The 24253-nt window shown below is 43.8% G+C and carries 33 protein-coding genes and 1 pseudogene; 33 read left to right on the top strand and 1 reads right to left on the bottom strand.

Going from position 1 to position 24253, the window contains the following annotated elements; genetic code table 11:
- Positions 1-104 precede the first annotated feature (104 nt).
- The 33 genes and pseudogenes from rpsS (at position 105) to I8751_RS25795 (ending at position 22978) form a co-directional block, all read left to right on the top strand.
- Entirely contained in the window at positions 105-383 is a 279-nt protein-coding gene (rpsS, locus tag I8751_RS25955) for a 30S ribosomal protein S19 (protein WP_214441969.1), read from the top strand.
- A gap of 89 nt (positions 384-472) precedes the next feature.
- Entirely contained in the window at positions 473-832 is a 360-nt protein-coding gene (rplV, locus tag I8751_RS25950) for a 50S ribosomal protein L22 (protein WP_214441968.1), read from the top strand.
- 52 nt (positions 833-884) lie between these two features.
- Positions 885-1640, top strand: a complete 756-nt coding sequence (rpsC, locus tag I8751_RS25945) for a 30S ribosomal protein S3 (RefSeq protein ID WP_214441967.1) — start codon at positions 885-887, stop codon at positions 1638-1640.
- Between the two features lie 96 nt (positions 1641-1736).
- Positions 1737-2156 (top strand): 50S ribosomal protein L16, encoded by a 420-nt coding sequence (rplP, locus tag I8751_RS25940; RefSeq protein ID WP_214441966.1) that lies wholly within the window; start codon positions 1737-1739, stop codon positions 2154-2156.
- Between the two features lie 15 nt (positions 2157-2171).
- Positions 2172-2399, top strand: coding sequence for a 50S ribosomal protein L29 (rpmC, locus tag I8751_RS25935; RefSeq protein WP_214441965.1), 228 nt, complete (start codon positions 2172-2174; stop codon positions 2397-2399).
- A gap of 6 nt (positions 2400-2405) precedes the next feature.
- Complete coding sequence (gene rpsQ, locus I8751_RS25930) at positions 2406-2657, top strand: 30S ribosomal protein S17 (protein ID WP_214441964.1); 252 nt, start codon at positions 2406-2408, stop codon at positions 2655-2657.
- Positions 2658-2697: 40 nt separating this feature from the next.
- Positions 2698-3066: a 50S ribosomal protein L14 gene (gene rplN, locus I8751_RS25925; RefSeq protein ID WP_214441963.1), complete on the top strand. Its 369-nt coding sequence runs from the start codon at positions 2698-2700 to the stop codon at positions 3064-3066.
- Complete coding sequence (gene rplX, locus I8751_RS25920; RefSeq protein WP_214441962.1) at positions 3066-3419, top strand: 50S ribosomal protein L24; 354 nt, start codon at positions 3066-3068, stop codon at positions 3417-3419. Before rplN ends, rplX begins: the two co-directional genes overlap by 1 nt.
- Positions 3420-3523: 104 nt before the next feature.
- Positions 3524-4072, top strand: a complete 549-nt coding sequence (gene rplE, locus I8751_RS25915; RefSeq protein WP_214441961.1) for a 50S ribosomal protein L5 — start codon at positions 3524-3526, stop codon at positions 4070-4072.
- A 20-nt stretch (positions 4073-4092) separates the two neighbouring features.
- Entirely contained in the window at positions 4093-4494 is a 402-nt protein-coding gene (rpsH, locus tag I8751_RS25910; RefSeq protein ID WP_214441960.1) for a 30S ribosomal protein S8, read from the top strand.
- A gap of 140 nt (positions 4495-4634) precedes the next feature.
- Positions 4635-5183: a 50S ribosomal protein L6 gene (rplF, locus tag I8751_RS25905; RefSeq protein ID WP_214441959.1), complete on the top strand. Its 549-nt coding sequence runs from the start codon at positions 4635-4637 to the stop codon at positions 5181-5183.
- Between the two features lie 2 nt (positions 5184-5185).
- Positions 5186-5548, top strand: a complete 363-nt coding sequence (rplR, locus tag I8751_RS25900; RefSeq protein ID WP_214441958.1) for a 50S ribosomal protein L18 — start codon at positions 5186-5188, stop codon at positions 5546-5548.
- A 79-nt stretch (positions 5549-5627) separates the two neighbouring features.
- Positions 5628-6152, top strand: a complete 525-nt coding sequence (gene rpsE, locus I8751_RS25895; RefSeq protein ID WP_214441957.1) for a 30S ribosomal protein S5 — start codon at positions 5628-5630, stop codon at positions 6150-6152.
- Between the two features lie 48 nt (positions 6153-6200).
- Entirely contained in the window at positions 6201-6644 is a 444-nt protein-coding gene (gene rplO / locus I8751_RS25890) for a 50S ribosomal protein L15 (protein WP_214441956.1), read from the top strand.
- A 73-nt stretch (positions 6645-6717) separates the two neighbouring features.
- Positions 6718-8031, top strand: a complete 1314-nt coding sequence (secY, locus tag I8751_RS25885) for a preprotein translocase subunit SecY (RefSeq protein ID WP_214441955.1) — start codon at positions 6718-6720, stop codon at positions 8029-8031.
- Entirely contained in the window at positions 8031-8585 is a 555-nt protein-coding gene (locus I8751_RS25880; RefSeq protein ID WP_214441954.1) for an adenylate kinase, read from the top strand. The genes secY and I8751_RS25880 overlap by 1 nt, the downstream gene beginning before the upstream one ends.
- A gap of 183 nt (positions 8586-8768) precedes the next feature.
- The gene (infA, locus tag I8751_RS25875) at positions 8769-8993 is read left to right on the top strand and encodes a translation initiation factor IF-1 (protein WP_006276978.1); all 225 of its coding nucleotides are present in this window, start codon (positions 8769-8771) and stop codon (positions 8991-8993) included.
- 116 nt (positions 8994-9109) lie between these two features.
- Positions 9110-9223, top strand: coding sequence for a 50S ribosomal protein L36 (gene rpmJ, locus I8751_RS25870; protein WP_015129703.1), 114 nt, complete (start codon positions 9110-9112; stop codon positions 9221-9223).
- Between the two features lie 114 nt (positions 9224-9337).
- Entirely contained in the window at positions 9338-9718 is a 381-nt protein-coding gene (rpsM, locus tag I8751_RS25865) for a 30S ribosomal protein S13 (protein WP_214441953.1), read from the top strand.
- Between the two features lie 54 nt (positions 9719-9772).
- Positions 9773-10168, top strand: a complete 396-nt coding sequence (gene rpsK / locus I8751_RS25860) for a 30S ribosomal protein S11 (RefSeq protein WP_010998331.1) — start codon at positions 9773-9775, stop codon at positions 10166-10168.
- A 346-nt stretch (positions 10169-10514) separates the two neighbouring features.
- On the top strand, positions 10515-11462 hold the full coding sequence (locus I8751_RS25855; protein WP_214441952.1) for a DNA-directed RNA polymerase subunit alpha: 948 nt from the start codon (positions 10515-10517) through the stop codon (positions 11460-11462).
- Positions 11463-11495: 33 nt separating this feature from the next.
- The gene (rplQ, locus tag I8751_RS25850; RefSeq protein WP_214441951.1) at positions 11496-11846 is read left to right on the top strand and encodes a 50S ribosomal protein L17; all 351 of its coding nucleotides are present in this window, start codon (positions 11496-11498) and stop codon (positions 11844-11846) included.
- Between the two features lie 76 nt (positions 11847-11922).
- On the top strand, positions 11923-12750 hold the full coding sequence (gene truA, locus I8751_RS25845; protein WP_214441950.1) for a tRNA pseudouridine(38-40) synthase TruA: 828 nt from the start codon (positions 11923-11925) through the stop codon (positions 12748-12750).
- Between the two features lie 45 nt (positions 12751-12795).
- Positions 12796-13251 (top strand): 50S ribosomal protein L13, encoded by a 456-nt coding sequence (rplM, locus tag I8751_RS25840; RefSeq protein ID WP_214441949.1) that lies wholly within the window; start codon positions 12796-12798, stop codon positions 13249-13251.
- Positions 13251-13667 (top strand): 30S ribosomal protein S9, encoded by a 417-nt coding sequence (gene rpsI / locus I8751_RS25835; protein ID WP_214441948.1) that lies wholly within the window; start codon positions 13251-13253, stop codon positions 13665-13667. The genes rplM and rpsI overlap by 1 nt, the downstream gene beginning before the upstream one ends.
- A gap of 119 nt (positions 13668-13786) precedes the next feature.
- The gene (gene rpmE / locus I8751_RS25830; RefSeq protein WP_214441947.1) at positions 13787-14029 is read left to right on the top strand and encodes a 50S ribosomal protein L31; all 243 of its coding nucleotides are present in this window, start codon (positions 13787-13789) and stop codon (positions 14027-14029) included.
- A gap of 100 nt (positions 14030-14129) precedes the next feature.
- The gene (gene prfA, locus I8751_RS25825; RefSeq protein WP_214441946.1) at positions 14130-15227 is read left to right on the top strand and encodes a peptide chain release factor 1; all 1098 of its coding nucleotides are present in this window, start codon (positions 14130-14132) and stop codon (positions 15225-15227) included.
- Positions 15228-15583: 356 nt separating this feature from the next.
- A pseudogene (locus I8751_RS25820) lies at positions 15584-16391 on the top strand (Rpn family recombination-promoting nuclease/putative transposase).
- Between the two features lie 100 nt (positions 16392-16491).
- Positions 16492-18186 (top strand): ABC-F family ATP-binding cassette domain-containing protein, encoded by a 1695-nt coding sequence (locus I8751_RS25815; RefSeq protein ID WP_214441945.1) that lies wholly within the window; start codon positions 16492-16494, stop codon positions 18184-18186.
- Positions 18187-18399: 213 nt separating this feature from the next.
- Positions 18400-19998, top strand: coding sequence for a 2,3-bisphosphoglycerate-independent phosphoglycerate mutase (gene gpmI, locus I8751_RS25810; RefSeq protein ID WP_214441944.1), 1599 nt, complete (start codon positions 18400-18402; stop codon positions 19996-19998).
- Positions 19999-20101: 103 nt separating this feature from the next.
- On the top strand, positions 20102-20335 hold the full coding sequence (gene secG / locus I8751_RS25805) for a preprotein translocase subunit SecG (RefSeq protein WP_214441943.1): 234 nt from the start codon (positions 20102-20104) through the stop codon (positions 20333-20335).
- 18 nt (positions 20336-20353) lie between these two features.
- Positions 20354-21181 (top strand): peptidase, encoded by an 828-nt coding sequence (locus I8751_RS25800; RefSeq protein WP_214441942.1) that lies wholly within the window; start codon positions 20354-20356, stop codon positions 21179-21181.
- A gap of 297 nt (positions 21182-21478) precedes the next feature.
- A complete protein-coding gene (locus tag I8751_RS25795) occupies positions 21479-22978 on the top strand; it encodes a catalase (protein ID WP_214441941.1) in 1500 nt (499 codons plus the stop codon).
- A gap of 200 nt (positions 22979-23178) precedes the next feature.
- Here the strand turns inward: I8751_RS25795 and I8751_RS25790 are convergent, their stop codons facing one another.
- A complete protein-coding gene (locus I8751_RS25790) occupies positions 23179-24147 on the bottom strand; it encodes an orange carotenoid protein N-terminal domain-containing protein (RefSeq protein WP_214441940.1) in 969 nt (322 codons plus the stop codon).
- Positions 24148-24253: the final 106 nt, after the last annotated feature.

Here is a 24253-nt window from a genome sequence, read left to right as displayed (position 1 = left end):
TCTATTTAAAAATGAACATTGAAAATTTTTAAAGCTTAGTTAAGATACCTAATCGTCCAAAATCCGAAATCCGAAATCCGAAATCCAAAATCCAAAATCAAATTATGGGTCGTTCTCTAAAAAAAGGTCCTTTCGTTGCTGATCATCTGCTCAGCAAAATTGAAAAGCTGAATGCCAGAAACGAAAAACAAGTGATTAAAACTTGGTCGAGAGCCTCGACAATTTTACCCCTGATGGTAGGTCATACTATCGCTGTTCACAACGGACGACAACACGTTCCAGTTTTTGTAAATGAGCAGATGGTAGGGCATAAGTTGGGTGAATTTGCCCCAACACGCACTTACAGGGGTCATGGAAAAAGTGACAAAAAAGCGGGTAGGTAAGTGGTCATTGGTCAGTAGTCAGTAGTCAATAGTAACAAACAACTGACAACTAGCAACTGACAACTGACAACTGACAAAAGGAGAAAATTATGGCTGTTGATACTACTGAAATAAAAGCGATCGCCCGTTATATACGTATGTCTCCCTTTAAAGTACGTCGAGTACTCGATCAAATTCGGGGGCGATCGTACCGAGAAGCACTAATAATTCTGGAATTTATGCCCTATCGCGCCACTGAGCCAGTATTAAAGCTGCTCAGAAGCGCTGCGGCTAATGCCGAGCATAATGCTGGGTTAGATCGCACTCAATTGGTGATTACTCAGGCTTATGCAGACCAAGGCCCTGTGCTGAAGCGGTTCCAACCTAGGGCACAAGGGCGAGCTTACCAGATTCGCAAGCCGACGTGTCACATTACTTTAGCTGTTGCTACTGACGCTAATGCTGAATAGGCAAATAGACACAAATAATTGCGTAAAGTAAGAAATTTTAGAGGAAGCATTTGTGGGACAGAAAATACATCCAGTTGGTTTCCGCCTGGGTATTACACAAGAACATCAATCTCGTTGGTTTGCCGTTCCTGATCGCTATCCAGAACTTCTCCAAGAAGACTACAAACTCCGTAAATACATAGAACAAAAGCTAGGTAGACTCGCTCAAAATAACGCCGGGATTTCCGAAGTGCGAATTGAGCGAAAGGCAGATCAAATTGATCTTGAAGTACGCACGGCTCGACCAGGCGTAGTTGTAGGTCGTGGTGGGCAAGGCATTGAATCATTGCGTACCGGACTCCAAGAACTATTGGGCAGCAATCGCCAAATTCGGATCAATGTAGTTGAGGTACAACGAGTTGATGCTGATGCCTACCTAATTGGTGAGTATATTGCTCAACAATTAGAACGCCGAGTTTCATTTAGAAGAGTAGTGCGACAAGCTATTCAGCGTGCCCAAAGAGCTGGCATTCAAGGGATAAAAATTCAAGTCAGCGGGCGACTCAACGGTGCAGAAATTGCCCGGACAGAGTGGACTCGTGAAGGTAGAGTGCCTTTACATACCCTTAGAGCTGATATTGACTACTCTTACTGCACAGCTAAAACGGTTTACGGCATTTTAGGTATCAAAGTGTGGGTGTTTAAGGGAGAAATTATCCCAGGACAAGAAGAAACTCCATCTCAACCAACCACACGCGATCGCGAACCTCGTCGTCGTCAACAGCAACGTCGTCGCCAGCAATTTGAAGACCGTTCAAATGAAGGATAGTCAATGGTCAGTGGTCAATAGTCAGTAGTAAAAAACAGCTGACACCTGACACTGGCAACTAACAACTGACAACTGACAACTGACAACTGACAAATCATGTTAAGTCCTAGAAGAACTAAATTCCGCAAACAACAACGCGGACGGATGGAAGGTTTAGCCAGCCGTGGCAGCACCCTTAATTTTGGTGATTTTGCACTCCAAGCTCAAGAACCCGCTTGGATAACCTCCCGCCAAATTGAGGCTTCGCGGCGAGCAATGACCCGTTATATCCGTCGGGGTGGACAAATCTGGATTCGCATTTTCCCTGATAAACCTGTAACCATGCGTCCCGCTGAAACCCGGATGGGTTCTGGTAAAGGTTCGCCGGAGTTCTGGGTAGCAGTAGTTAAGCCAGGGCGAATTATGTTTGAAATTGCTGGCGTTTCCGAAGAAATAGCCCGTGAAGCTATGCGTTTAGCTGCATACAAACTGCCAATAAAAACGAAATTTATTGTGCGCTCTCAACCACAAGAGTAGGAGTAGAAGTAGGTTATGCCTCTTCCCAAAATTTCAGAAGCTAGAGAATTAAGTGACGATAAACTGTCTCAAGAAATTCTCGCTATTAAAAGACAACTATTTCAGTTGCGCTTGCAAAAAGCCACAAGACAACTCGAAAAACCCCACCAATTCCGACATGCTAAGCATCGCCTAGCCCAACTGCTGACTGTCGAAACAGAACGCAAACGGGCAGCAACTCAACCGCCTCAAGAAGAAAAGTAGGAGATTATGGCAATCAAAGAACGAGTTGGCTTGGTAGTGAGCGATAAAATGCAAAAAACGGTGGTAGTTGCCGTGGAAAACCGCGCTCCCCATCCCAAGTACGGCAAGATTGTAGTTCAAACGCGACGCTATAAAGCTCATGATGAAGAGAATACATGCAAAGTGGGCGATCGCGTTCGTATTCAGGAAACTAGACCCCTGAGTAAAACCAAACGCTGGCAAGTCAAAGAAGTCCTAAATACCAGAGCTACAACGTAATAGTTGTTATCAACTAACAACTTAACTAGGGAGACCAATTGTGATTCAACCCCAAACTTACCTCAATGTCGCAGATAATAGCGGTGCCCGCAAACTAATGTGCATCCGCATCTTAGGTGGAGGCAACCGCCGTTATGGTTTTATAGGCGATAAAATTATTGCCGTTGTCAAAGATGCTACGCCCAATATGGCTGTAAAAAAGTCTGATGTGGTAGAAGCAGTTATTGTCCGTACTCGTAAAGCCTTGACTCGTGACAGTGGCATGAGTATTCGTTTTGACGATAACGCTGCTGTGATTATCAACAAAGACGGTAATCCCAGAGGCACACGGGTCTTTGGCCCTGTAGCACGAGAACTGCGTGATAAAAACTTTACCAAAATTGTTTCTCTGGCTCCGGAGGTGCTGTAATGGCAAACAAACAGAATACGCCCAAAGTATTCCACAAAATGCATGTCAAAACTGGTGATACTGTGCAGATAATTGCCGGTAAAGACAAAGGCAAAGTTGGTGAAGTTATTAAAGCGCTTCCCCAACTCAGCAAAGTTTTGGTTAAAGGTGTCAACATTAAAACCAAGCACGTTAAACCACAACAAGAAGGAGAATCAGGGCGCATTGTCACCCAAGAGTTTCCTATACATAGCTCCAACGTGATGCTTTATTCCACCAAACAAAACGTTGCGAGTCGTGTTTGTTACACCTTCACACCTGAAGGTAAGAAAGTCAGAAAGCTCAAGAAAACTGGCGAAATTCTGGATAAATAGTTAGGAGTTAAAAGTGAGTAGTTAAAAATTAAATTTAACTCATAACTAAATAACTCATAACTTTATTCCCTGACCAAGCCCAGGGATAATCAGGACAAAAAACTATGGCAACAACAAGACTCAAAAATTTATACCAAGAGACAATTGTCCCTAAACTGACCAATCAGTTTCAATACACCAATGTACATCAAGTACCCAAGTTGGTTAAGGTTACTATTAACAGAGGTTTAGGGGAAGCAGCACAAAATGCTAAAGCCCTAGAAGCATCTTTAAGCGAAATTGCGCTGATAACTGGTCAAAAACCAGTAGTAACACGAGCAAAGAAAGCGATCGCTGGCTTCAAAATTCGTCAAGGGATGCCTGTTGGCATCATGGTGACACTCCGAGGCGAACGGATGTACGCATTTGTCGATCGACTCATTAGCTTAGCATTGCCCAGAATTCGAGACTTTCGCGGCGTTAGCCCTAAAAGCTTTGATGGTCGTGGCAACTATACTCTGGGTGTGAGAGAACAACTCATTTTTCCAGAAATCGAATACGACAGCATCGATCAAATCCGTGGTATGGATATTTCCATCATCACAAGTGCGAAAAACGACGAAGAGGGCCGCGCCTTACTTAAGGAAATGGGAATGCCCTTTCGCGATCAATAAGTTCATCTAAAGAGGGAACGATGGCGGCTAACGATACAATTGCAGATATGCTGACGCGCATCCGCAATGCCAACCTGGCGCGGCATCAAACTACACAAGTGCCAGCGACAAAAATGACCCGTAGTATTGCCAAAGTGCTACGGGAAGAAGGGTTTATTGCTGAATTTTCAGAAGCAGAAGAAGGGGTAAAGCGGAATCTGGTGATTTCCCTAAAGTACAAGGGTAAGACTCGTCAGCCGCTAATTACTGCCTTAAAGCGTGTGAGTAAACCAGGTTTACGTGTTTATTCCAACCGAAAAGAACTACCAAGGGTGTTAGGCGGTATTGGTATTGCCATTATTTCTACATCCAGTGGTATCATGACTGACCGGGAAGCACGCCGTCAAAACGTAGGTGGTGAAGTACTTTGCTACATTTGGTAGCCAAGAGTCAAGAGTCAAAAGTCAATGGTCAATTTTCATTGACAACTGACAACTGACCCTTCGGGTTCGTCAGTTGCTCATGGGGGAAACCCCCAAGACCGCATTGACTCACAACTGACAACGACAAAGGACAAAAAGTTATGTCTCGTATTGGTAAACGTCCAATTACTATTCCCGCCAAAGTACAAGTGGCGATAGATGGTACAAAGGTTGTGGTTAAAGGCCCGAAAGGAGAGCTTTCTCGCGATCTGCCTATTAACGTTACAGTCTCTCAAGAAGGGGAAATCTTACAAGTAAACCGTCGAGATGAATCTCGTACCTCTAGGCAGTTGCACGGCTTAAGCCGCACTTTAGTTGCCAACATGGTTGAAGGAGTTTCCCAAGGCTTTCAACGCCGTTTGGAGATCCAAGGTGTTGGTTATCGGGCACAAGTTCAAGGGCGTAACTTAGTTTTGAATATGGGTTACAGCCATCAGGTACAAATTGTTCCGCCAGAAGGAATTCAGTTTGCAGTAGAAGGTACCACTAACGTTATTGTTAGCGGCTATGACAAAGAAATTGTAGGCAACACAGCAGCTAAAATTCGTGATGTTCGTCCGCCGGAACCATACAAAGGTAAAGGTATTCGCTATGCCGGTGAAGTAGTGAGACGGAAAGCTGGTAAGACTGGTAAGAGTGGTAAGAAGTAAAAATGAAACTTACTCGTAGAGAATCAAAACAACGTCGTCATCGACGTGTCCGTGGTAAAGTCAATGGCTCACCAGAACGCCCGCGTTTAGCCGTATTTCGATCCCGTGAGCATATTTATGTCCAAGTAATAGATGATACACAGCATCAAACCTTAGTGGCAGCCTCAACTGTAGAACCAGAGTTGAAATCTAGTTTAGCTTCTGGCTCCAATTGCGAAGCATCAGTGCAAGTCGGCAAATTAATTGCCGCGCGATCGCTAGAAAAAGGCATTACCCAAGTAGTTTTTGACCGCGGTGGCAACCTATATCATGGTCGTGTCAAAGCACTAGCTGATGCAGCACGCGAGGCTGGTTTAGATTTTTAAATCGTCAAAGGTCAAAAGTCAAGAGCATTGACTATTGACTATTGCCTGTTGACAACTGACTAAAAGAGAGCATTTGATTATGGCAACTGGTCGTCGTAAAGCTAATCGCACAAAGAAAGAAGAAACCAACTGGCAAGAACGAGTTATTCAGATCCGGCGGGTGAGTAAGGTCGTCAAAGGAGGTAAAAAACTCAGTTTCCGGGCGATAGTGGTCGTCGGTAATGAACGTGGGCAAGTTGGTGTAGGAGTAGGCAAGGCCTCAGATGTCATCGGTGCCGTGAAAAAAGGCGTAGCTGATGGTAAAAAACATCTAATTGATATTCCAATCACAAAATCTAACTCTATTCCCCATCCTATTGATGGAGTCGGCGGTGGCGCAAAAGTGATGATGCGCCCAGCTGCACCTGGTACTGGAGTAATTGCTGGTGGTGCTGTCCGGACTGTGCTGGAATTAGCTGGAGTTCGTAACGTCTTAGCTAAGCAACTAGGCTCCAACAATCCACTCAACAATGCTAGAGCCGCAGTCAATGCCTTATCTACACTGCGGACTCTTTCTGAAGTTGCGGAAGATCGCGGTATTCCTATTGAAAGTCTCTACATTTAGTAGAGCCGCACTTACAGAGATTTTGTGTAAACAACTACTAATTACATCATGAGACTGAACGATGTTAAGCCGCAAAAAGGCTCAAAAAAACGCAAGCGGCGTGTAGCTAGAGGTATTTCTGCTGGTCAAGGTGCCAGTGCTGGTCTAGGTATGCGGGGCCAAAAGTCTCGATCTGGCAGTGGTACTCGACCAGGTTTTGAAGGTGGTCAGCAGCCATTGTACCGCCGTTTACCCAAGCTGAAGGGCTTTCCGATTGTGAATCGGAAAAATTACACTACGATTAATGTAGAGAAGTTAGCCTCCCTTCCTGCCAATACAGAAGTAACTTTGGACTCCTTAAAAGCAGCAGGTATTGTCACTGCTATCAAGGGCCCATTGAAAATGTTGGGTAATGGGGAATTGAGCGTTGCGCTCAAGGTAACAGCGGCAGCTTTTACAGGTCAAGCTCGGAGCAAAATTGAGGCAGCTGGCGGGAGTTGTGAAATTTTATAGTGAGAGCAACAGCGCACTTAAATAGCAGCCAACCCGTTTCCAGTGCCTGATTCACTATAAAAGGTAGCAGTCTATGATCAGTCGAGATAAAGCCCCAACGGCTCAAGAAACTTTTATGCAGATGGCGCAAGCAGCTGGACTAAGAGGTAGGCTGCTTGTCACCGTCGGTATTTTAATTTTGGTTCGCCTAGGCATCTTTTTACCCATACCAGGGATTGATAGAGCTAGGTTTGGCGAAGCCATTTCGGGTAATAATTCCGTATTCGGTTTATTGGATATATTTTCTGGGCGAGGACTTTCGACTTTAGGAATCTTCGCTTTGGGAATTTTACCCTTCATTAATGCGTCTATTATCATCCAATTGTTAACCGCAGCAATTCCATCTTTAGAAAATTTACAAAAAAATGAAGGTGAAGCGGGTCGGCGAAAAATTTCGCAAATTACACGTTATGTCACTGTAGTTTGGGCAATTGTTCAAAGTGTGGCTTTTTCGGCATTATTTTTACAGCAATTTGCCTTAAATCCCGGCCCAATATTTGTCGCTGAAACTGCGATCGCTCTGACTGCTGGTTCAATGTTTGTCATGTGGGCATCGGAACTAATCACAGAGCGTGGTATTGGTAACGGTGCATCATTATTAATTTTTGTCAACATTGTAGCTTCGTTACCAAAATCTCTGGGCGATACCATTGACTTGGTACAAGTTGGCGGCAGAGAAATAGTCGGTCGTGTGATTGTGCTGGTCTTGGTATTCTTGGCAACTATTGTTGGGATTGTGTTTGTTCAAGAAGGAATCCGCCGCATCCCAATTATTTCAGCCCGCCGCCAAGTGGGTAGGAGAGTATTGGCAGAGCAACGCAGCTATTTGCCTTTGCGTCTCAATTCCGGTGGTGTAATGCCAATCATTTTTGCGGCTGCTATCCTCAGTCTGCCTCTTTTGATTGCTAATTTTACCAAAAACCCTGAAATAGCAAACATTGTTAGTACTTATTTAAGTCCGAGTGGTTCTCAACCTTGGGTCTACGCACTTGTGTACTTAACTTCAATTATTTTCTTCAGTTACTTCTATTCTTCATTGATTGTTAACCCGGTTGATGTGGCGCAAAACTTGAAGAAAATGGGTTCTAGTATTCCCGGTATTCGTCCCGGAAAAGCTACAAGTGAGTATATTGAGCGCGTAATCAATCGACTAACTTTTTTGGGTGCGATCTTTTTGGGCTTTGTCGCGATTATTCCCACTGCTGTTGAAAGTGCTTTAGGAGTACCAACCTTTAGGGGTCTAGGTGCCACTTCACTATTAATTTTAGTAGGTGTGGCAATTGATACAGCAAAACAAGTCCAAACTTATGTGATATCTCAGCGCTATGAAGGAATGGTGAAACAATAGTGACGCGATTAATCTTCTTGGGACCACCTGGAGCTGGTAAAGGAACTCAAGCTCAAACCTTGGCTGAACACTTGAATATTCCTCATATTTCTACGGGTGAAATTTTAAGACAAGCCATGAAAGAGCAAACCCCTTTAGGGATTAAGGCTCAAAGCTATGTAGATAGCGGCGAGTTAGTTCCTGATCAGCTAGTACAGGATTTGGTACAGGAACGCCTCAATCAATCAGATGCACAATCTGGTTGGATTTTAGATGGTTTTCCCCGCAAAGTGACACAAGCGGCTTTTCTAGAAGAATTATTAGAAAAAATCCATCAGAGTGGCGAAAGGGTAGTCAATCTGGATGCACCCGATGAAGTTGTGGTAGCACGTTTACTAGCTAGAGGACGAAAAGATGATAGTGAAGAAGTGATTCGTCGTCGCTTAGAAGTGTACCGTGCTGAAACTGCACCTTTGATTGATTATTACCGCGATCGCCAAAGACTTTTGAGTGTCAACGGAGATCAATCCCAAGAAGAAGTTACTAGCGAACTACACCAGTTAATTGCTTCATAACTTGAGAGCAGGGAGTAGAAAATTCACCATCAACTACTCCCTACTACACTGATTAAGAAAAGAAGCAAGTCAATTTTAGCTAAGATATATTAATAAACTGTTGATATATTTCTCAAATTATGTTCTTTTGCAAGTAACTTGCTGCAACTGAACAGAAAATTGTTGAGTTGAGGAAAAACCAAATTGTCTAAGCAAGATCTGATTGAAATGGAAGGAACGGTAACAGAGTCCTTGCCTAATGCTATGTTTCGTGTTGACTTGGATAACGGCTTTAACGTCCTAGCACATATTTCTGGTAAGATTCGCCGCAACTACATCAAGATTTTACCTGGCGATCGCGTCAAAGTAGAATTAACGCCCTATGACCTAACAAAAGGTAGAATCACTTATCGGCTCCGGAAGAAGTAAGTATATGCAGAAAAGTTTACCATAAAACCATTTTTTTGGCTGTTAGCCAGTTAATTAGCTGAATTAATTTCCCTAAAAATGCTATAATTTACTATTTGGAGTCAATTACAAAAGGCATGAAAGTTAGAGCCTCAGTCAAAAAAATTTGTGAAAAGTGTAACGTGATCAAACGTCGTGGTCGCGTCATGGTGATTTGTGTGAATCCCAAGCACAAGCAACGTCAAGGATAGTACTCTCAAGAATCTGAGAGTCAGGTGTGATACACATAACCACCCAAAAAGTACAAACGCAACTAATCGCGTTTTTTAAACAGCAATTGCGAGAACAATAGGGAGACATTGATTGTGGCACGTATTGCCGGAGTAGACCTTCCACGCGATAAGCGAATCGAGATTGGTCTGACTTACATCTACGGAATTGGATTATCAAGATCGCTAGAAATTTTAGCGACCACAGGTGTAAACCCAGACATCCGCGTTAAAGACTTAAGTGATGCCGATGTAGCCGCCCTGCGAGGAGAAATAGAAAGCAACTATCAAGTTGAAGGGGACTTGCGGCGCTTGGAGGCGATGAATATCAAGCGTTTGGTTGATATTGGTTCCTATAGAGGTCGCCGTCATCGCATGGGCTTGCCAGTTAGAGGTCAAAGAACTCGTACCAATGCTAGAACCCGTCGCGGGAGAAGGCAGACCGTTGCTGGGAAGAAAAAGGCTCCAGGTAAATAAATTTCATCGCTTGTTCATCAAAGCAAGTTTCACCTTTAGATTAACTAAACAAACATGGCGAGACAACCAACTAAAAAAAGCGGGAGCAAAAAGCAAAAACGGAACGTCCCAAATGGGATGGCCTACATCCAGTCTACTTTCAACAATAGCATTGTCACCATTACTGATCAAAATGGAGATGTTATTTCGTGGGCAAGCGCTGGTTCTAGCGGTTTTAAAGGTGCAAAAAAGGGAACTCCTTTTGCAGCCCAGACTGCTGCTGAAAGCGCAGCACGCCGGGCTATTGACCAAGGAATGCGCCAAATTGAGGTGATGGTCAGTGGCCCAGGAGCAGGTAGAGAAACTGCTATCCGGGCACTTCAAGGAGCAGGGCTGGAAATTACACTCATTCGAGATATTACCCCAATTCCTCACAATGGTTGCCGCCCACCCAAGCGCCGCCGAGTTTAGAGCAAACCTATTGGGCGGTTGGGGGCGAAAGGTCTAAGCAAAGAGAAGTCACCTGCAATTACTGCTTGAGCGTTTGTTCTCTAAATTACCAAGCAGGGTGAGCGCTAAAGAACTTCTGACGGCTTGGGCGATCAGAAACATGTCAGATCTTCTTTTATAGAGGGCTGCTAAATTTCAGATCACCCAAATTATGATAATTGTCTACAGGCTGAAAAGGGCTTCAACCTCTCTTGCCAAAGCATGTTAGTGGTTTGACACCTAAATTAAGCTTCAAGACAATAAAGTAAATTTCGAGAGGCAATAGATTTGCCTGCTAGCAGCACCTTAAAACAAGGGAGGCTACTCCGTGGCGCAGTTTCAAATTGAATGTGTAGAGTCTAATACAGAGGAAAGTCGGAGCCATTATAGTAAATTTGTTCTGGAACCTCTAGAGCGTGGTCAAGGAACCACGGTTGGCAACGCGCTACGGCGGGTATTATTGTCCAATCTAGAGGGGACAGCAGTTACAGCAGTGCGGATTGCAGGCGTTACACACGAGTTTGCTACAGTTTCGGGCGTGCGAGAAGATGTACTGGAAATCCTCATGAAAATGAAGGAAGTTATCCTTAAAAGCTATTCTTCACAACCCCAGATTGGCCGATTACTCGTAAATGGCCCAGCAACAGTCACTGTGGCCCATTTTGATTTACCAAGTGAAGTAGAAGTCATCGATCCTACCCAGTATGTAGCTACCCTAGCAGAGGGGGGCAAACTGGAAATGGAATTTCGGATCGAGAAAGGTAAAGGATATCGCACCGTAGAAAGAGGGCGTGAAGAAGCCACTTCTTTGGACTTTCTCCAAATTGACTCGGTATTTATGCCGGTGCGGAAAGTTAACTATAGCGTTGAAGAAGCCCGTGGGGATGGCTCGATTACCAAAGACAGATTGCTGTTAGAAGTTTGGACAAATGGCAGTGTATCTCCCCAAGAAGCGCTATCTTCAGCCGCTGGGATTCTAGTAGATCTATTCAACCCGTTGAAAGATATTTCACTAGAACCAACAGATACAGGGGCTGATATTCCAGATGATCCAACAGCTCAGATTCCCATCGAAGAATTACAACTTTCGGTGCGAGCTTACAACTGTCTCAAACGAGCGCAAGTAAACTCCGTAGCCGATTTGTTGGACTATACCCAAGAAGACCTGTTAGAAATTAAAAATTTCGGTCAAAAATCAGCGGAAGAGGTAGTTGAAGCTTTACAGCGACGCTTAGGCATTACCCTGCCGCAAGAAAGAGGATCTAAACACGCCTAAGCCAAAACCTTTAATAATACATAGTGCATTATTATGCGTCACCGTTGTCGAGTTAAAAAACTCAGTAAACCAGCTGACCAGCGCCGCGCCCTGTTGCGATCGCTCTCCACCGAACTGATCCGTCATGGTCGAATCACCACCACTTTAATTCGAGCTAAAGTGGTACGGAGCAAAGTTGACAAAATGATTACCCTGGCTAAAGATGGCTCCTTGGCAGCACGCCGCGAAGCTCTAGGCTACATCTATGACAAACAACTAGTTCACGCTCTGTTTGAGCAAGCTCCTACTCGGTATGGTAGCCGCCAAGGAGGTTACACCCGTATTCTGCATACTGTGCCTCGTCGAGGTGACAATGCTGAAATGGCAATAATTGAACTGGTCTAAGAAGGATGAAGGATGAAGGACAAAGGATGAAAATTTTATACCTCATACTTCACACTTCAGTCTTGATGTAGATTTTATGTTAGAAAGCCACCAGCCCACACCAACTTATAGAGTAGCCTTGGTCATTCAGTACCTGGGCACTCATTTTCATGGCTGGCAACGACAAAAACAGCAGCGTACAGTCCAAGAAGAGATAGAAACAGCGATCGCTAAAATTCTTGGTCATCATGTAACCTTACACGGTGCCGGGCGAACCGATTCCGGGGTTCATGCCGCTGCTCAAGTCGCCCATTTTGAAGCTACAGGTTTAATTCCAGCTCACAAGTGGGCAACAATTCTTAACAGCTATCTGCCTCAAGATATATTAATAAGGGCTTCAGCTAGTGTAGATCAACGTTGGCACGCTCGTTTTAGTGCAGCCTATCGACGTTATCGCTACACAATATACACTGAAGATCGACCGAACTTGTTCGTGAAATCCTTCAGTTGGCATTATTATTATGCACCCCTGGATGAATCCTTAATCCAAGCTGCTCTGAAACCTCTGTTGGGAAAGCATCATTTAGCTGCTTTTCACCGCGCAGGATCAAAGCGATCGCACTCCTGGGTAGAGGTACAAGCAGTAGAGTGTATTCGCAGTGGGCCATTTATCCATATTGAAATACAGGCAGATGGATTTTTGTATGGCATGGTACGGCTGTTGGTAGGGATGTTGGCGCAAGTCGGCTCTGGGCAGCGGACACTTGCTAACTTTACCGAACTCTGGAAAGAGCAACGTCGGCAAGAAGTGAAACATGCCGCACCTCCACAAGGTTTATGCTTGTTACGAGTCGGATATCCTGATTTCCCCTTTCCAAAAGAGATTTGGTACGACACTTTACCAAAGTTGGTCATTAGTCATTAGCAACTGACAACTAACCACTAACAACTGACAACTGACAAAGAAAAAATGAGTAAAACATACCTTCCTCCTCAAAAATCTATTGAGCGTGACTGGTACTTAGTAGATGCTACTGACCAACGCCTTGGCCGCTTAGCCAGCGAAATTGCTCAAATTCTGAGAGGCAAAAAGAAAGCCGAATTCACTCCTCACTTAGACACAGGTGATTTTGTAATTGTAGTTAATGCTGAGAAAGTAGCAGTTACAGGCAAGAAACGCACCCAAAAGCTTTATCATCGTCATTCAGGTCGTCCTGGTGGCATGAAAACTGAAACTTTTGCCAAATTGCAACAGCGCCTACCAGAACGAATTTTAGAAAAAGCTGTTAAAGGTATGCTGCCTAAAAATAGCTTGGGTAAACAATTGTTTACTAAACTGAAAGTCTATGCTGGGCCTACTCATCCCCATGATGCTCAAAAACCTCAAGAATTAAAAATTAATACAATTCCTGGAGAAGAAAATTAATGCAAGCAGTAGATACCAATAGCGGTCGCGCCGTTTACTGGGGTACTGGCCGCCGTAAGTCCGCAGTAGCGCGGGTACGCTTGGTTCCTGGTGAAGGTAAGCTAATTGTTAATGGCAAACCTGGAGATTTATACTTCCAATTTAATGCCAATTATTTGGGAGTGATTAAAGGGCCGCTGGAAACTCTGGGACTAGAAAACGAATATGACATTTTGGTGAAAGCAGAAGGCGGCGGCTTAACCGGACAGGCTGATTCTGTTCGTTTGGGAGTTGCTCGTGCTTTATGCCAACTAGACCCAGACAACCGTCCACCTTTGAAAACTGAAGGTTATCTCACACGCGATCCCCGTGCAAAAGAACGGAAAAAATATGGTTTGCACAAAGCTCGGAAAGCGCCTCAGTACTCTAAGCGTTAGGGCATTGGGTATGGCGCATCGGGCATGGGGTATAGAGGAAATTATTCCCACTCCCTAATGCCTCAATTCGCTTAAAAGCTGAAAGTTATAATTTATATAGATTCACCACACAAAGAACAATGGCTAAATCTGATATTCATCCCAAGTGGTATCCGGACGCTAAAGTTTACTGTAACGGTCAAGTTGTAATGACCGTTGGCTCCACCAAGCCAGAACTACACGTAGATGTTTGGTCGGGAAATCACCCATTTTACACAGGTACTCAAAAAATTATTGACACCGAGGGTCGAGTTGAGCGCTTCCTTCGCAAATACGGTATGTCCAGCACTCAAACCTCTGGTGACGACCAAACCAAAAAGTAGCGGGTTGGCTCTGCTGTTAACGACGACCCTGCGCCTGCTGGGTCGATTGTCATTTAATGCTTGAGCCAATTTGTTATTTTAAGGAGCGATCGCACTTGTCATGGCTGAATCATACTTACTGGGCAAACTAAAATCCGTTGAACAAACCTTTAATGAATTAACGCGTCGCCTTGGCGACCCCGATACTGCTAGCAATCCTGATGAGTATCAACAAATTGCTAAGTCTCGCTCTTCTTTGGAAGAAGTAGTTGATACTTATGAAACTTGGAAAACAGCCCAAGAAGATTTGATCGGAGCGCGTCAGGTCTATAAAGAATCTGCGAGTGACCCAGAGTTGCAAGAAATGGCGGCACTGGAAGTAAATGAATTAGAGGAAAAAATAGAATATTTAGAGAGTCGCTTGAAAGTCTTACTACTACCCCGCGACCCCAATGATGACAAAAACATCATGTTGGAAATTCGCGCTGGTACTGGTGGGGATGAAGCGAGTATTTGGGCTGGCGATTTGATGCGGATGTACACGCGCTATGCCCAAACTCAAGGCTGGAAAGTTTCCTTGGTGAGCGAATCTCTAGGAGACATGGGTGGTTGGAAAGAGGTCATTCTAGAAATTAAAGGTGACAACGTTTACAGCCAGCTAAAGTTTGAAGCTGGGGTACATCGTGTGCAGCGTGTACCTGCAACTGAAGCTGGTGGAAGAGTTCACACCTCCACTGCTACAGTGGCGATTATGCCAGAGGTGGATGACGTAGAAATTCATATTGACCCGAAAGATATTGAAATGAGTACGGCTCGTTCTGGTGGTGCTGGCGGACAAAACGTCAACAAGGTAGAAACAGCCGCTGACTTATTCCACAAGCCGACAGGAATACGAATTTTCTGTACAGAAGAACGTAGCCAGTTGCAAAACAAAGAACGGGCAATGCAAATCCTGCGGGCGAAACTGTACGAAATGAAGTTACGTGAACAACAAGAAGAGGTAACTTCCATGCGGCGATCGCAGGTTGGTACAGGATCGCGATCGGAAAAAATCCGCACCTATAACTATAAAGATAACCGCGTTACTGACCACCGTTTAGGTCAAAACTATTCCCTCAATCCTGTTCTGGAAGGCGATTTAGAGACGGTTATTCAATCTTGCATCTCTCAAGACCAGCAGGAACGTTTAGCAGAGTTAGCAAGTTCTAGTACTAACTAAATATTTGTTGTTAAAAGCCGTGGTAAACCGCTTGTTGTAGTGTTGCTTTCAACACAGACAGGCGGTTTTCTAATGCTGTGTAAAGTAAATTCGCCATTTCACTGAAATAATGATAATAATTAAATTCGCTTTGAATGAGGCGGCTGAAGGGGTGACAAAGCTGCGACTGATAGATTGACTGCTACTGCTGTTGCTGAAGCGTTTGGGGATGAGGCGAAGGCTAGTTAATCTAATATAGCGAACCGCAGAGTCACAGAGGACACTGAGAAAGTACCCAAAACGCCTAAAGTCTTCTGCAACCTCTGCAATACTCTGCGCTTACTTTAGCGTCCCTCTGTGTTAAAACTCCAATATTCATGAAAATAGACAGCATCTTTTATCGCCTATTTCAAGATTTCCCTAATATCTTCTTTGAACTCATTGGCAATTCTCCTGAAGAAGCTAACATTTACCAATTTTCATCAGTTGAAGTTAAGCAAACAGCCTTCAGAATCGATGGTGTATTTCTACCTGTACAAACTACTGAAAATCCAATTTACTTTGTCGAAGTACAATTTCAAACAGACGGCGAAATTTATTCACGACTGTTTGCAGAAATATGTTTATATCTCAGGCAAAATAAACCCCAAAATGATTGGAATGCTGTAGTTTTATATCCAACCAAGAGTTTAGATACAGGAGATATTAAACATTATCGTGAGTTCTTTACTAGTCAGCGAGTCAGACGAATTTATCTAGATGAATTAGGTGAATCTACATCTCTACCAATTGGTATCGCTACCATTAAATTAATAATTGCCACTGAAGATACTGCGATCGCCCAAGGTAGAGAGTTGATAAACAGAACCAAACAAGAAATCAATTCACAACTGCAACAACAGCAATTATTACAATTAATCAGAGACAATCTTTGTTTATAAATTGCCTCAAATGAGCAGAAAGGAGATAGAAGCAATGTTTGGATTAAGCGAGTTAAAGCAAACGCGAGTTTATCAAGAAGCCTTTCAGGAAGGTCAGGAAGAAGGTGAACGGCTAGGTAAGTTAAAAGCAGTCCTACCAATGTTATCAGCCGGATTGAATGTAGAGCAGATAGCGGAGGCTTTAGATTTGAGTGTAGAGGAAGTAAGGCAGGCTGCACAACAGCACTCTCAGAGTGAAGATTAATAGTGCGAAAAAACAGAATCTTGAGTTAATTTTTGTTAATATTGGAAGCGGTGTTAATACTTCGTCCTTAACTACCCATTCCCTACCTGAGAGAAACTTGATGCTGCGACTCGAACATATCAGTAAGATTTATCCCACAGGCGAGGTTCTCAAAGATATCAACTGGGAAGTCAAACCAGGCGATCGCATTGGCTTAGTCGGTGTCAATGGTGCAGGAAAATCCACCCAGTTAAAGATTATCACTGGAGAAATTGAACCCACAGCCGGCGAAATCATTCGTCCCGCTAGTTTGCACATAGCCTACCTCAACCAAGAGTTTGAAGTTGATCCCAGTCGCACCGTTAGAGAAGAATTTTGGACAGTCTTTCAAGAAGCTAACCAAGTACAGATGTCTCTAACCCATGTGCAGCAAGAAATGGAAACGGCTACGCCAGAAGAACTAGATAAACTGATTGATAAATTGGATCGCTTGCAGCGTCAGTTTGAAGCTTTGGATGGCTATGGTTTAGACGCACGTATTGGAAAAATTTTACCGGAAATGGGGTTTGACTCTGAAGATGGCGATCGCCTCGTCAGCGCTTTCTCTGGTGGTTGGCAAATGCGGATGAGTTTGGGTAAAATCCTTCTGCAAAAACCCGATGTCTTGCTGCTGGATGAACCAACAAACCACCTAGATTTAGAAACCATTGAGTGGTTAGAAAATTACCTCAAGGGGTTGACTACGCCAATGGTTATAGTCTCCCATGACCGAGAATTTCTTGACCGTCTCTGTACCCAGATTGTAGAAACTGAACGTGGTGTTTCTACTACTTACCTTGGTAACTACTCGGCATACTTGCAACAAAAAGCTGAAAGTCAATTAGCACAGCTTAGCGCCTACGAACGCCAGCAAAAAGAACTAGATAAACAACAAGCATTTGTTGACAGATTCCGCGCCAGTGCAACTCGCAGCACCCAAGCAAAAAGCCGGGAAAAGCAGCTAGACAAAGTTGAGCGAATTGAAGCACCAATTGCTGGAGTTAAAACCCTACACTTCCGCTTTCCTCCTGCACCCCGGAGTGGCAGAGAAGTTGTAGAGATTAAAGATTTAACTCATATCTACGATGATAAAATTTTATTTTTAGGAACCAGTCTTCTAATTGAAAGAGGCGATCGCATAGCTTTTCTTGGCCCCAACGGTGCGGGTAAATCTACGCTTTTGCGTGTGATTATGGGTATGGAACCACCCACCGAAGGTAGCGTTCAATTAGGCGATCACAACGTCATCCCTGGTTACTTTGAACAAAATCAAGCTGAAGCTTTAGACTTGAAGAAAACAGTCATGGAAACTATCCATGACGAAGTTCCCGATTGGGATAATCAAGAAGTCCGAACGCTTTTAGGACGGTTTTTATTTACTGGTGACACTGTATTTAAACCAGTGGGAGCATTGAGTGGAGGAGAAAAAGCCCGACTGGCCTTGGCAAAAATGCTTTTACGTCCAGCAAATTTGCTAATTTTAGATGAGCCGACAAATCACCTAGACATTCCAGCAAAAGAAATGTTGGAAGAATCCCTGCAAAACTATGATGGCACGGCAATTGTAGTTTCCCACGATCGATATTTTATCTCTCAGGTAGCCAACAAAATTGTAGAAATCCGTGATGGCGAATTCCGCGTCTACTTGGGCGATTATCATTACTACCTGGAAAAAATTGCTGAAGAAAAAGAACAGGCTAAATTAGCGGCAATAGCTGCCGAGAAAGCAGCTAAAAAAGCTGCTAAATCTGCCAAATCTTCTGCAAAAAAGAAGTGATCGACTTAGTTAGTAGTAGTGTTTAAACACTACTACTAACTAACCAATAATTTAAGCATCATAAAAATACACATAAAATTTACTAAGATTAAGAAAAAACTAAGAAAACTATAAAGTAATTCATAAAATAAGTTAATAAGCAGAAATTCACTTGCAGCGGTGATTAGCAGTGGTATCATTCGGGTATTACAAAAAGTAAAGGGCAATTTTACTATGACCAAAGCACCTGTTGCTCCTGTGGTGCTAGTCATTTTAGACGGATGGGGCTACTGCGAGGAAAAGCGAGGAAACGCCATTATTGCTGCTAAGACTCCAATCATGGAAAGCTTATGGGCGGCTTATCCTCATACTCTCATCCGCACATCAGGAAAAGCCGTAGGGTTGCCAGAGGGTCAGATGGGTAACTCAGAAGTTGGCCATTTGAACATTGGCGCTGGGCGAGTAGTACCGCAAGAATTAGTCCGCATTTCCGATGCGGTCGAAGATGGTTCTATTCTCAAAAACCCCGCACTGGTCAAAATTTGCCAGGAAGTACGCTCTCAAAATGGCAAGTTACATCTCATAGGGCTTTGTTCTGAGGGAGGCGTACACTCGCATATCACCCATCTATTCGGACTACTGGACTTAGCCAAAGAACAGCAAATTTCAGAAGTTTGTATTCATGCGATTACTGATGGTCGTGACACCGCACCCACCGAGGGCATAAAAGCCATCCAATCCCTGCAAGACTACATAAAGAATATAGGAATTGGACGTATCGCCACCCTCAGCGGTCGTTACTACGCGATGGATCGTGATCATCGGTGGGATCGGGTCAAACGTGCTTATGACGTGATCACGCAAGATGGTGCAGTTGATAATCGCCAAGCTATAGAAATCTTAGAAGCGTCTTACGCCGAAGGAGTGAAGGATGAATTTATTGCCCCAGTCCGAATTGCTCCTGGTGCAGTAGAACCAGGTGATGGGGTGATATTTTTCAACTTCCGCCCTGATCGCGCTAGACAGCTGACTCAGGCTTTTGTGAGTCCTAAATTTACAGGCTTTGAAAGACAGCAAATCACCCCGCTGTCGTTTGCGACCTTTACTCAGTACGATTCAGACTTATCAGTGGCTGTAGCTTTTGAACCACAGAATTTGAGTAATATTCTGGGAGAAGTAATTGCCAATCACGGTCTAAAGCAGTTTCGCACCGCCGAAACCGAAAAATATGCCCACGTCACCTATTTCTTTAATGGTGGTTTGGAAGAACCTTTTGCTGGAGAAGACCGAGAACTCGTAAGTAGTCCAATGGTAGCGACTTACGATAAAGCTCCAGCCATGTCAGCAGAAGCAGTCACAGATGTAGCGATCGCAGCTATTCAAAAAGGCATCTACTCTCTGGTAGTCATTAATTATGCCAATCCAGACATGGTGGGGCATACTGGTCAAATAGAAGCCACAGTTACAGGGATTGAAACAGTTGATCGCTGTTTGGGTCGCCTACTCACCAGTATCACCAAAGCCGGAGGTACAGCAATAATTACTGCCGACCACGGCAATGCTGAGTATATGCTAGATGAAGGGGGTAATCCCTGGACGGCTCATACCACCAATCCAGTTCCCTTGATTTTGGTGGAAGGAGAGAAAGTAAAAATTCCTGGACATGGTACAAATGTCGAACTGCGAAGCGATGGCAAGCTAGCTGACATTGCTCCCACGCTTCTGGATATTTTACAATTGCCCCAACCGCCAGAAATGACGGGGCGATCGCTCCTCAATCCAGCAGCTTATGATGTACAACGTACTCGCACTCCCGTGCAAGCTGGGATGTAAATCAAGTTAGGAGTTAGGAGTTAAAAATTAAGGATTTTTCAACTCCCAACTCATAACTTTTGACTGCTCTGTTTTGAAACTTTTTATAAATGAGATTGCTACCATGACAGCTACTAATATTGTGCAAGGTATTTGGGCACTTTCCGCCGTTGGTTTGATTATCTTAGTGTTGCTACACAGCCCCAAAGGTGATGGTATTGGAGCCATTGGTGGACAAGCCCAGTTATTTAGCAGCACCAAAAGCGCAGAAAACACCTTGAATAGAGTCACCTGGGCGCTGACAGTTATTTTTATGGGTTTAACAGTAGTCTTGAGTGCCGGTTGGCTACCTAAGTAAGGATAGGGGAATAGGAAGATGGGGAACAAAATTCAATACCCAAAACCTAACACCCGCAAAAATTTAAATACGCAACGGTTATTAGCAGTTCTTGCCTTAGTTATTGGTACAGGGCTGCTAATTGTTTTTACTAACCTCCAATCAATTGCTGTTCTAACAAATACGCCAGAACATAATCCAGACCTAAAAATTTCTCTTTCCACATCCCTACCTTCGCCAAAACCTCACCCTCTACCACCCAAATTGGTGCATTGGCAAGACAGCACAAACAGTGGTGATTACTTTTCTCAAGTCACAACTACCAAAGTCGGTTATTTAGTCTGGTCACAATTTCCTATTCGTGTATATGTAGAAACACCACAAGTTGTTAGGAGCAAGCAAGTTCAAGCTTGGGTTAACAGCGTTTTACAAGCTGTGCAAGAATGGAATGTTTATTTGCCTTTGATAGTAGTCGAACAGCCAGAAGCTGCTGATATTACAATTTTGCGGAAAGCGCCGCCTCTACAGGCTATCCCAGGCAGCAAAATCACCCGTGCCCGTTCTGCACAAACTACTTACGAGTTATATACTAACAGTAACAAAATTTTATCCCACAAGTTTACAATCCTGCTAAGTCCTAGTCAGATAGGTAATTACCTCACCGCAGCCGCCCGCCACGAACTTGGTCACGCTTTGGGAATTTGGGGTCATAGTCCCCTACAAACTGATGTTCTGTATTTTTCCCAGGTTCGCAATTCACCACCTATTTCTCTTAGAGATGTAAATACTCTGAAGCGAGTTTATGAACAGCCAACCAGTTTAGGATGGTCTTTAAATTTAAAGGATTCGCTAAAATCTCAAGTCTAATCTTAACTAACAGTTTCCAAAAGCAACTAGAGGCTCATCAAGCGACTTTACTATAGAACCTAAAACGTCTATTCGAGCCAACTGCGATTATAAGTTTTCATACTTATCTACACCACTTGACATAACTTTCATCCTGACATCTGCTTCTAAAGAAAGAAAAAAGGTGGTAAATCATAATCATTACGAGTATGATTTATTTATGTAGTCATCATGACTACGATTTAGCTCATTCTACAAATAAGCGTCTGTTTATACTTTGAGCAAATCTCGGTAATTTAATGGATTACTTCTTTATCTATGGCTAAACCCCAAAAACTGACAACTGCTGACGGTATCCCTGTTGCCGATAACCAAAACTCACTCACCGCTGGGCCGCGTGGCCCTGTATTAATCCAAGATTTCCACCTGCTCGAAAAGCTGGCTCATTTCAACCGAGAACGTATTCCTGAGCGAGTTGTCCATGCTAAAGGTGCTGCTGCTTATGGTACTTTTACTGTTACCAATGACATTACTCGCTACACTAAAGCCAAACTTTTTTCTGAGATTGGCAAGAAAACGGAAGTCCTCTTGCGCTTTTCTACAGTCGGGGGAGAAAAGGGTTCAGCAGATGCCGAGCGTGACCCTAGAGGCTTTGCTATCAAGTTTTATACTGAAGAAGGCAACTGGGATATTACAGGCAACAATACCCCTATTTTTTTCATCCGCGATCCATTAAAGTTTCCTGATTTTATCCATACCCAAAAGCGCAATCCCCAAACCAATTGCAAAGACCAGAACGCAAAATGGGATTTTTGGTCACTTAGTCCTGAATCTCTTCACCAGGTGACAATCCTGTTTTCAGACCGGGGGATTCCCAAAACCTATCGACACATGGATGGTTTCGGTAGTCACACTTTCAGTTTGATTAATGCTCAAGGCGATCGCGTCTGGTGCAAATTTCACTTTAAAACTTTGCAAGGGCATCAAACCTTGACAGAGGAAGAATCGAGCAAGCTCAAAGGCGAAGATCCGGATCATGCAACTCATGATCTATTTGAAGCGATCGCTAAAAAAGATTACCCTAAGTGGCGGATGTGTATTCAGGTGATGAGCGAGGAGCAAGCGTCAAAACATCGAGATAACCCTTTTGACTTGACGAAAGTTTGGAAACAAGGGGAATATCCTTTAATCGAAGTCGGGATATTAGAACTAAATCGTAACCCAGAAAATTATTTTGCCGAAGTTGAGCAAGCCGCTTTTAGTCCTAGTGCGGTAGTTGCGGGTGTTAGTTTCTCTCCAGACAAAATGCTTCAAGCTCGCATCTTTTCTTACCCAGATGCTCAACGGTATCGCTTAGGCGGTAACTATCAGCAACTACCTGTCAACCAGCCCAAATGTCCAGTAATGCATAATCAGCGAGATGGCTTCATGGCGTTGGGAAATAACGGCGGTAGCGCTCCTAACTATGAACCGAATAGTGTTGAAGGTACGCCCAAAGAAAATCCAGCTTATGCAGAACCACCTACCCATTTGGGCGATGTCACCGTTGATCGTTACAATCACCGTGAAGGAAACGACGATTATAGCCAGGCAGGTGATCTCTATCGATTACTAACTCCTGAGCAACAAGAGCGTCTTGCTCATAATATCGTTGGCAGTCTTAGTCAAGCAAGACAGGACATCCAGATGCGTCAACTTTGCCATTTCTTCCGAGCAGATGTTTCTTATGGCCGCCGTATAGCTGAGGGCTTAGGTATTTCAATTGATCCATCTATGTTGAGTGCTACTGTTCAATCTGTAGGTATCGGCAAAGAATAAGCAGTCGTACAGAAACTTCAGATTAGACTGAAAACTTTTCTAGGCAAGCACTCTATATTTTTTAACTCCAAGTACCAAATAACCTAAAGCTATTTGGTACTTGAAGGAAGCCAGAAACGCGATCGCTTTTGAACATAGCCTTTAAAAGGCTAACTTTCCCAAACTTTTTTGAACAGGGTGGGCAACGCCCACCCTAACTTCTACACGCGACGCAGACTTAGCAGTTCTTCAGGAGATGCTAACATGTCAATCGCTACGAAGAAAATTTGGCCTTGGGGATTGATTAAGAACCGCCAAGCAATATTCATTCCGACGTTAACGCCAAACCAAGGAGTTTGTACTACACCTGTAACTTTCAGCTGCTTAGAACCATCTGGCTGAACTTCACAGATACCCTGTTTTGGCATCATGTTCAGTCCTTGCGCTTCTTCACGCATATATTTGGCGATCGCGTCACGACCAACAATCGGTTTTTGGAATGGTGGTTGCAGTGCGCCGTCGGGAGTAAAGAGATTGATAGCAGCATCAAAGTTGTCTGCATTCATGGCTTCAATGTAGCTGAGTACAGCCGCTTCTGTTATGCCATCAATTTTAACAGAGCTAACAATTGGAGCAGTACGTTCAAATGCTGGTTCTGCAACGGGTTTTGGATAGCTACTAGGGCCAAGGGAAGAAGTATCGAATCCCATGCCTACTACGGTGTTACGCAGTACTGTAATTTGCTGTCCGGCATCAAGCTTCTTGGTTGCTTCTAACACTACTTGCACACCAGGTGACATTTGATAACCAGATGGTATGGGAGCAACCACGCCCTGTTTCATTAATTCTCCTAACTCATACCAAAAAGCTAGCTTAGTATTAACGCTGAAAAAACCATAAGAACGGCTGATAGGAGTGTCAGCACGGTTAGCCAGATCTCGCATCACCTGGGTTTGTTCTTCAGAAGACATCTGCTTAATTTGGGCGAGTAAATTTTCCGCTAGTTGCAGGCGTGCGGCTCCAGGTGCTGCGGGAGTAATTGTACGACCCATTTCAGTGTAGGCAAACCACAGATATGCTAGTTGATCGTCAACGCCGAGTTGATCAAACAGTGCGATGGTTGCTGGAATCGGGCTTGGAACTTGAGTTTTTGAGAAAATATTTTGAGCTGATTCGATAGTTAAAGACATGAGCGAAATCTCCAAATTATTGTTTGCTAATTAGCTACTGTCAAAGTTCCAACCAAGAATCTTAAAACTGAAACAAGTTGGCAAGAAATCCAATTAACTCGTGTTA

Source organism: Atlanticothrix silvestris CENA357, from assembly GCF_016056295.1.
GTDB lineage: Bacteria > Cyanobacteriota > Cyanobacteriia > Cyanobacteriales > Nostocaceae > Atlanticothrix > Atlanticothrix silvestris.
This window is presented reverse-complemented; position numbering and strand designations above follow the sequence as displayed.

Excerpts from the sequence above, each read along its gene's own strand:
- rpsS (WP_214441969.1), top strand. The coding sequence starts at position 105 with ATGGGTCGTTCTCTAAAAAAAGGTCCTTTCGTTGCTGATCATCTGCTC.
- rplV (WP_214441968.1), top strand. The coding sequence starts at position 473 with ATGGCTGTTGATACTACTGAAATAAAAGCGATCGCCCGTTATATACGT.
- rplP (WP_214441966.1), top strand. The coding sequence starts at position 1,737 with ATGTTAAGTCCTAGAAGAACTAAATTCCGCAAACAACAACGCGGACGG.
- rpmC (WP_214441965.1), top strand. The coding sequence starts at position 2,172 with ATGCCTCTTCCCAAAATTTCAGAAGCTAGAGAATTAAGTGACGATAAA.
- rpsQ (WP_214441964.1), top strand. The coding sequence starts at position 2,406 with ATGGCAATCAAAGAACGAGTTGGCTTGGTAGTGAGCGATAAAATGCAA.
- rplX (WP_214441962.1), top strand. The coding sequence starts at position 3,066 with ATGGCAAACAAACAGAATACGCCCAAAGTATTCCACAAAATGCATGTC.
- rplE (WP_214441961.1), top strand. The coding sequence starts at position 3,524 with ATGGCAACAACAAGACTCAAAAATTTATACCAAGAGACAATTGTCCCT.
- rpsH (WP_214441960.1), top strand. The coding sequence starts at position 4,093 with ATGGCGGCTAACGATACAATTGCAGATATGCTGACGCGCATCCGCAAT.
- rplF (WP_214441959.1), top strand. The coding sequence starts at position 4,635 with ATGTCTCGTATTGGTAAACGTCCAATTACTATTCCCGCCAAAGTACAA.
- rplR (WP_214441958.1), top strand. The coding sequence starts at position 5,186 with ATGAAACTTACTCGTAGAGAATCAAAACAACGTCGTCATCGACGTGTC.
- rpsE (WP_214441957.1), top strand. The coding sequence starts at position 5,628 with ATGGCAACTGGTCGTCGTAAAGCTAATCGCACAAAGAAAGAAGAAACC.
- rplO (WP_214441956.1), top strand. The coding sequence starts at position 6,201 with ATGAGACTGAACGATGTTAAGCCGCAAAAAGGCTCAAAAAAACGCAAG.
- secY (WP_214441955.1), top strand. The coding sequence starts at position 6,718 with ATGATCAGTCGAGATAAAGCCCCAACGGCTCAAGAAACTTTTATGCAG.
- rpmJ (WP_015129703.1), top strand. The coding sequence starts at position 9,110 with ATGAAAGTTAGAGCCTCAGTCAAAAAAATTTGTGAAAAGTGTAACGTG.
- rpsK (WP_010998331.1), top strand. The coding sequence starts at position 9,773 with ATGGCGAGACAACCAACTAAAAAAAGCGGGAGCAAAAAGCAAAAACGG.
- rplQ (WP_214441951.1), top strand. The coding sequence starts at position 11,496 with ATGCGTCACCGTTGTCGAGTTAAAAAACTCAGTAAACCAGCTGACCAG.
- truA (WP_214441950.1), top strand. The coding sequence starts at position 11,923 with ATGTTAGAAAGCCACCAGCCCACACCAACTTATAGAGTAGCCTTGGTC.
- rplM (WP_214441949.1), top strand. The coding sequence starts at position 12,796 with ATGAGTAAAACATACCTTCCTCCTCAAAAATCTATTGAGCGTGACTGG.
- rpsI (WP_214441948.1), top strand. The coding sequence starts at position 13,251 with ATGCAAGCAGTAGATACCAATAGCGGTCGCGCCGTTTACTGGGGTACT.
- rpmE (WP_214441947.1), top strand. The coding sequence starts at position 13,787 with ATGGCTAAATCTGATATTCATCCCAAGTGGTATCCGGACGCTAAAGTT.
- prfA (WP_214441946.1), top strand. The coding sequence starts at position 14,130 with ATGGCTGAATCATACTTACTGGGCAAACTAAAATCCGTTGAACAAACC.
- I8751_RS25815 (WP_214441945.1), top strand. The coding sequence starts at position 16,492 with ATGCTGCGACTCGAACATATCAGTAAGATTTATCCCACAGGCGAGGTT.
- gpmI (WP_214441944.1), top strand. The coding sequence starts at position 18,400 with ATGACCAAAGCACCTGTTGCTCCTGTGGTGCTAGTCATTTTAGACGGA.
- secG (WP_214441943.1), top strand. The coding sequence starts at position 20,102 with ATGACAGCTACTAATATTGTGCAAGGTATTTGGGCACTTTCCGCCGTT.
- I8751_RS25800 (WP_214441942.1), top strand. The coding sequence starts at position 20,354 with ATGGGGAACAAAATTCAATACCCAAAACCTAACACCCGCAAAAATTTA.
- I8751_RS25795 (WP_214441941.1), top strand. The coding sequence starts at position 21,479 with ATGGCTAAACCCCAAAAACTGACAACTGCTGACGGTATCCCTGTTGCC.
- I8751_RS25790 (WP_214441940.1), bottom strand. The coding sequence starts at position 24,147 with ATGTCTTTAACTATCGAATCAGCTCAAAATATTTTCTCAAAAACTCAA.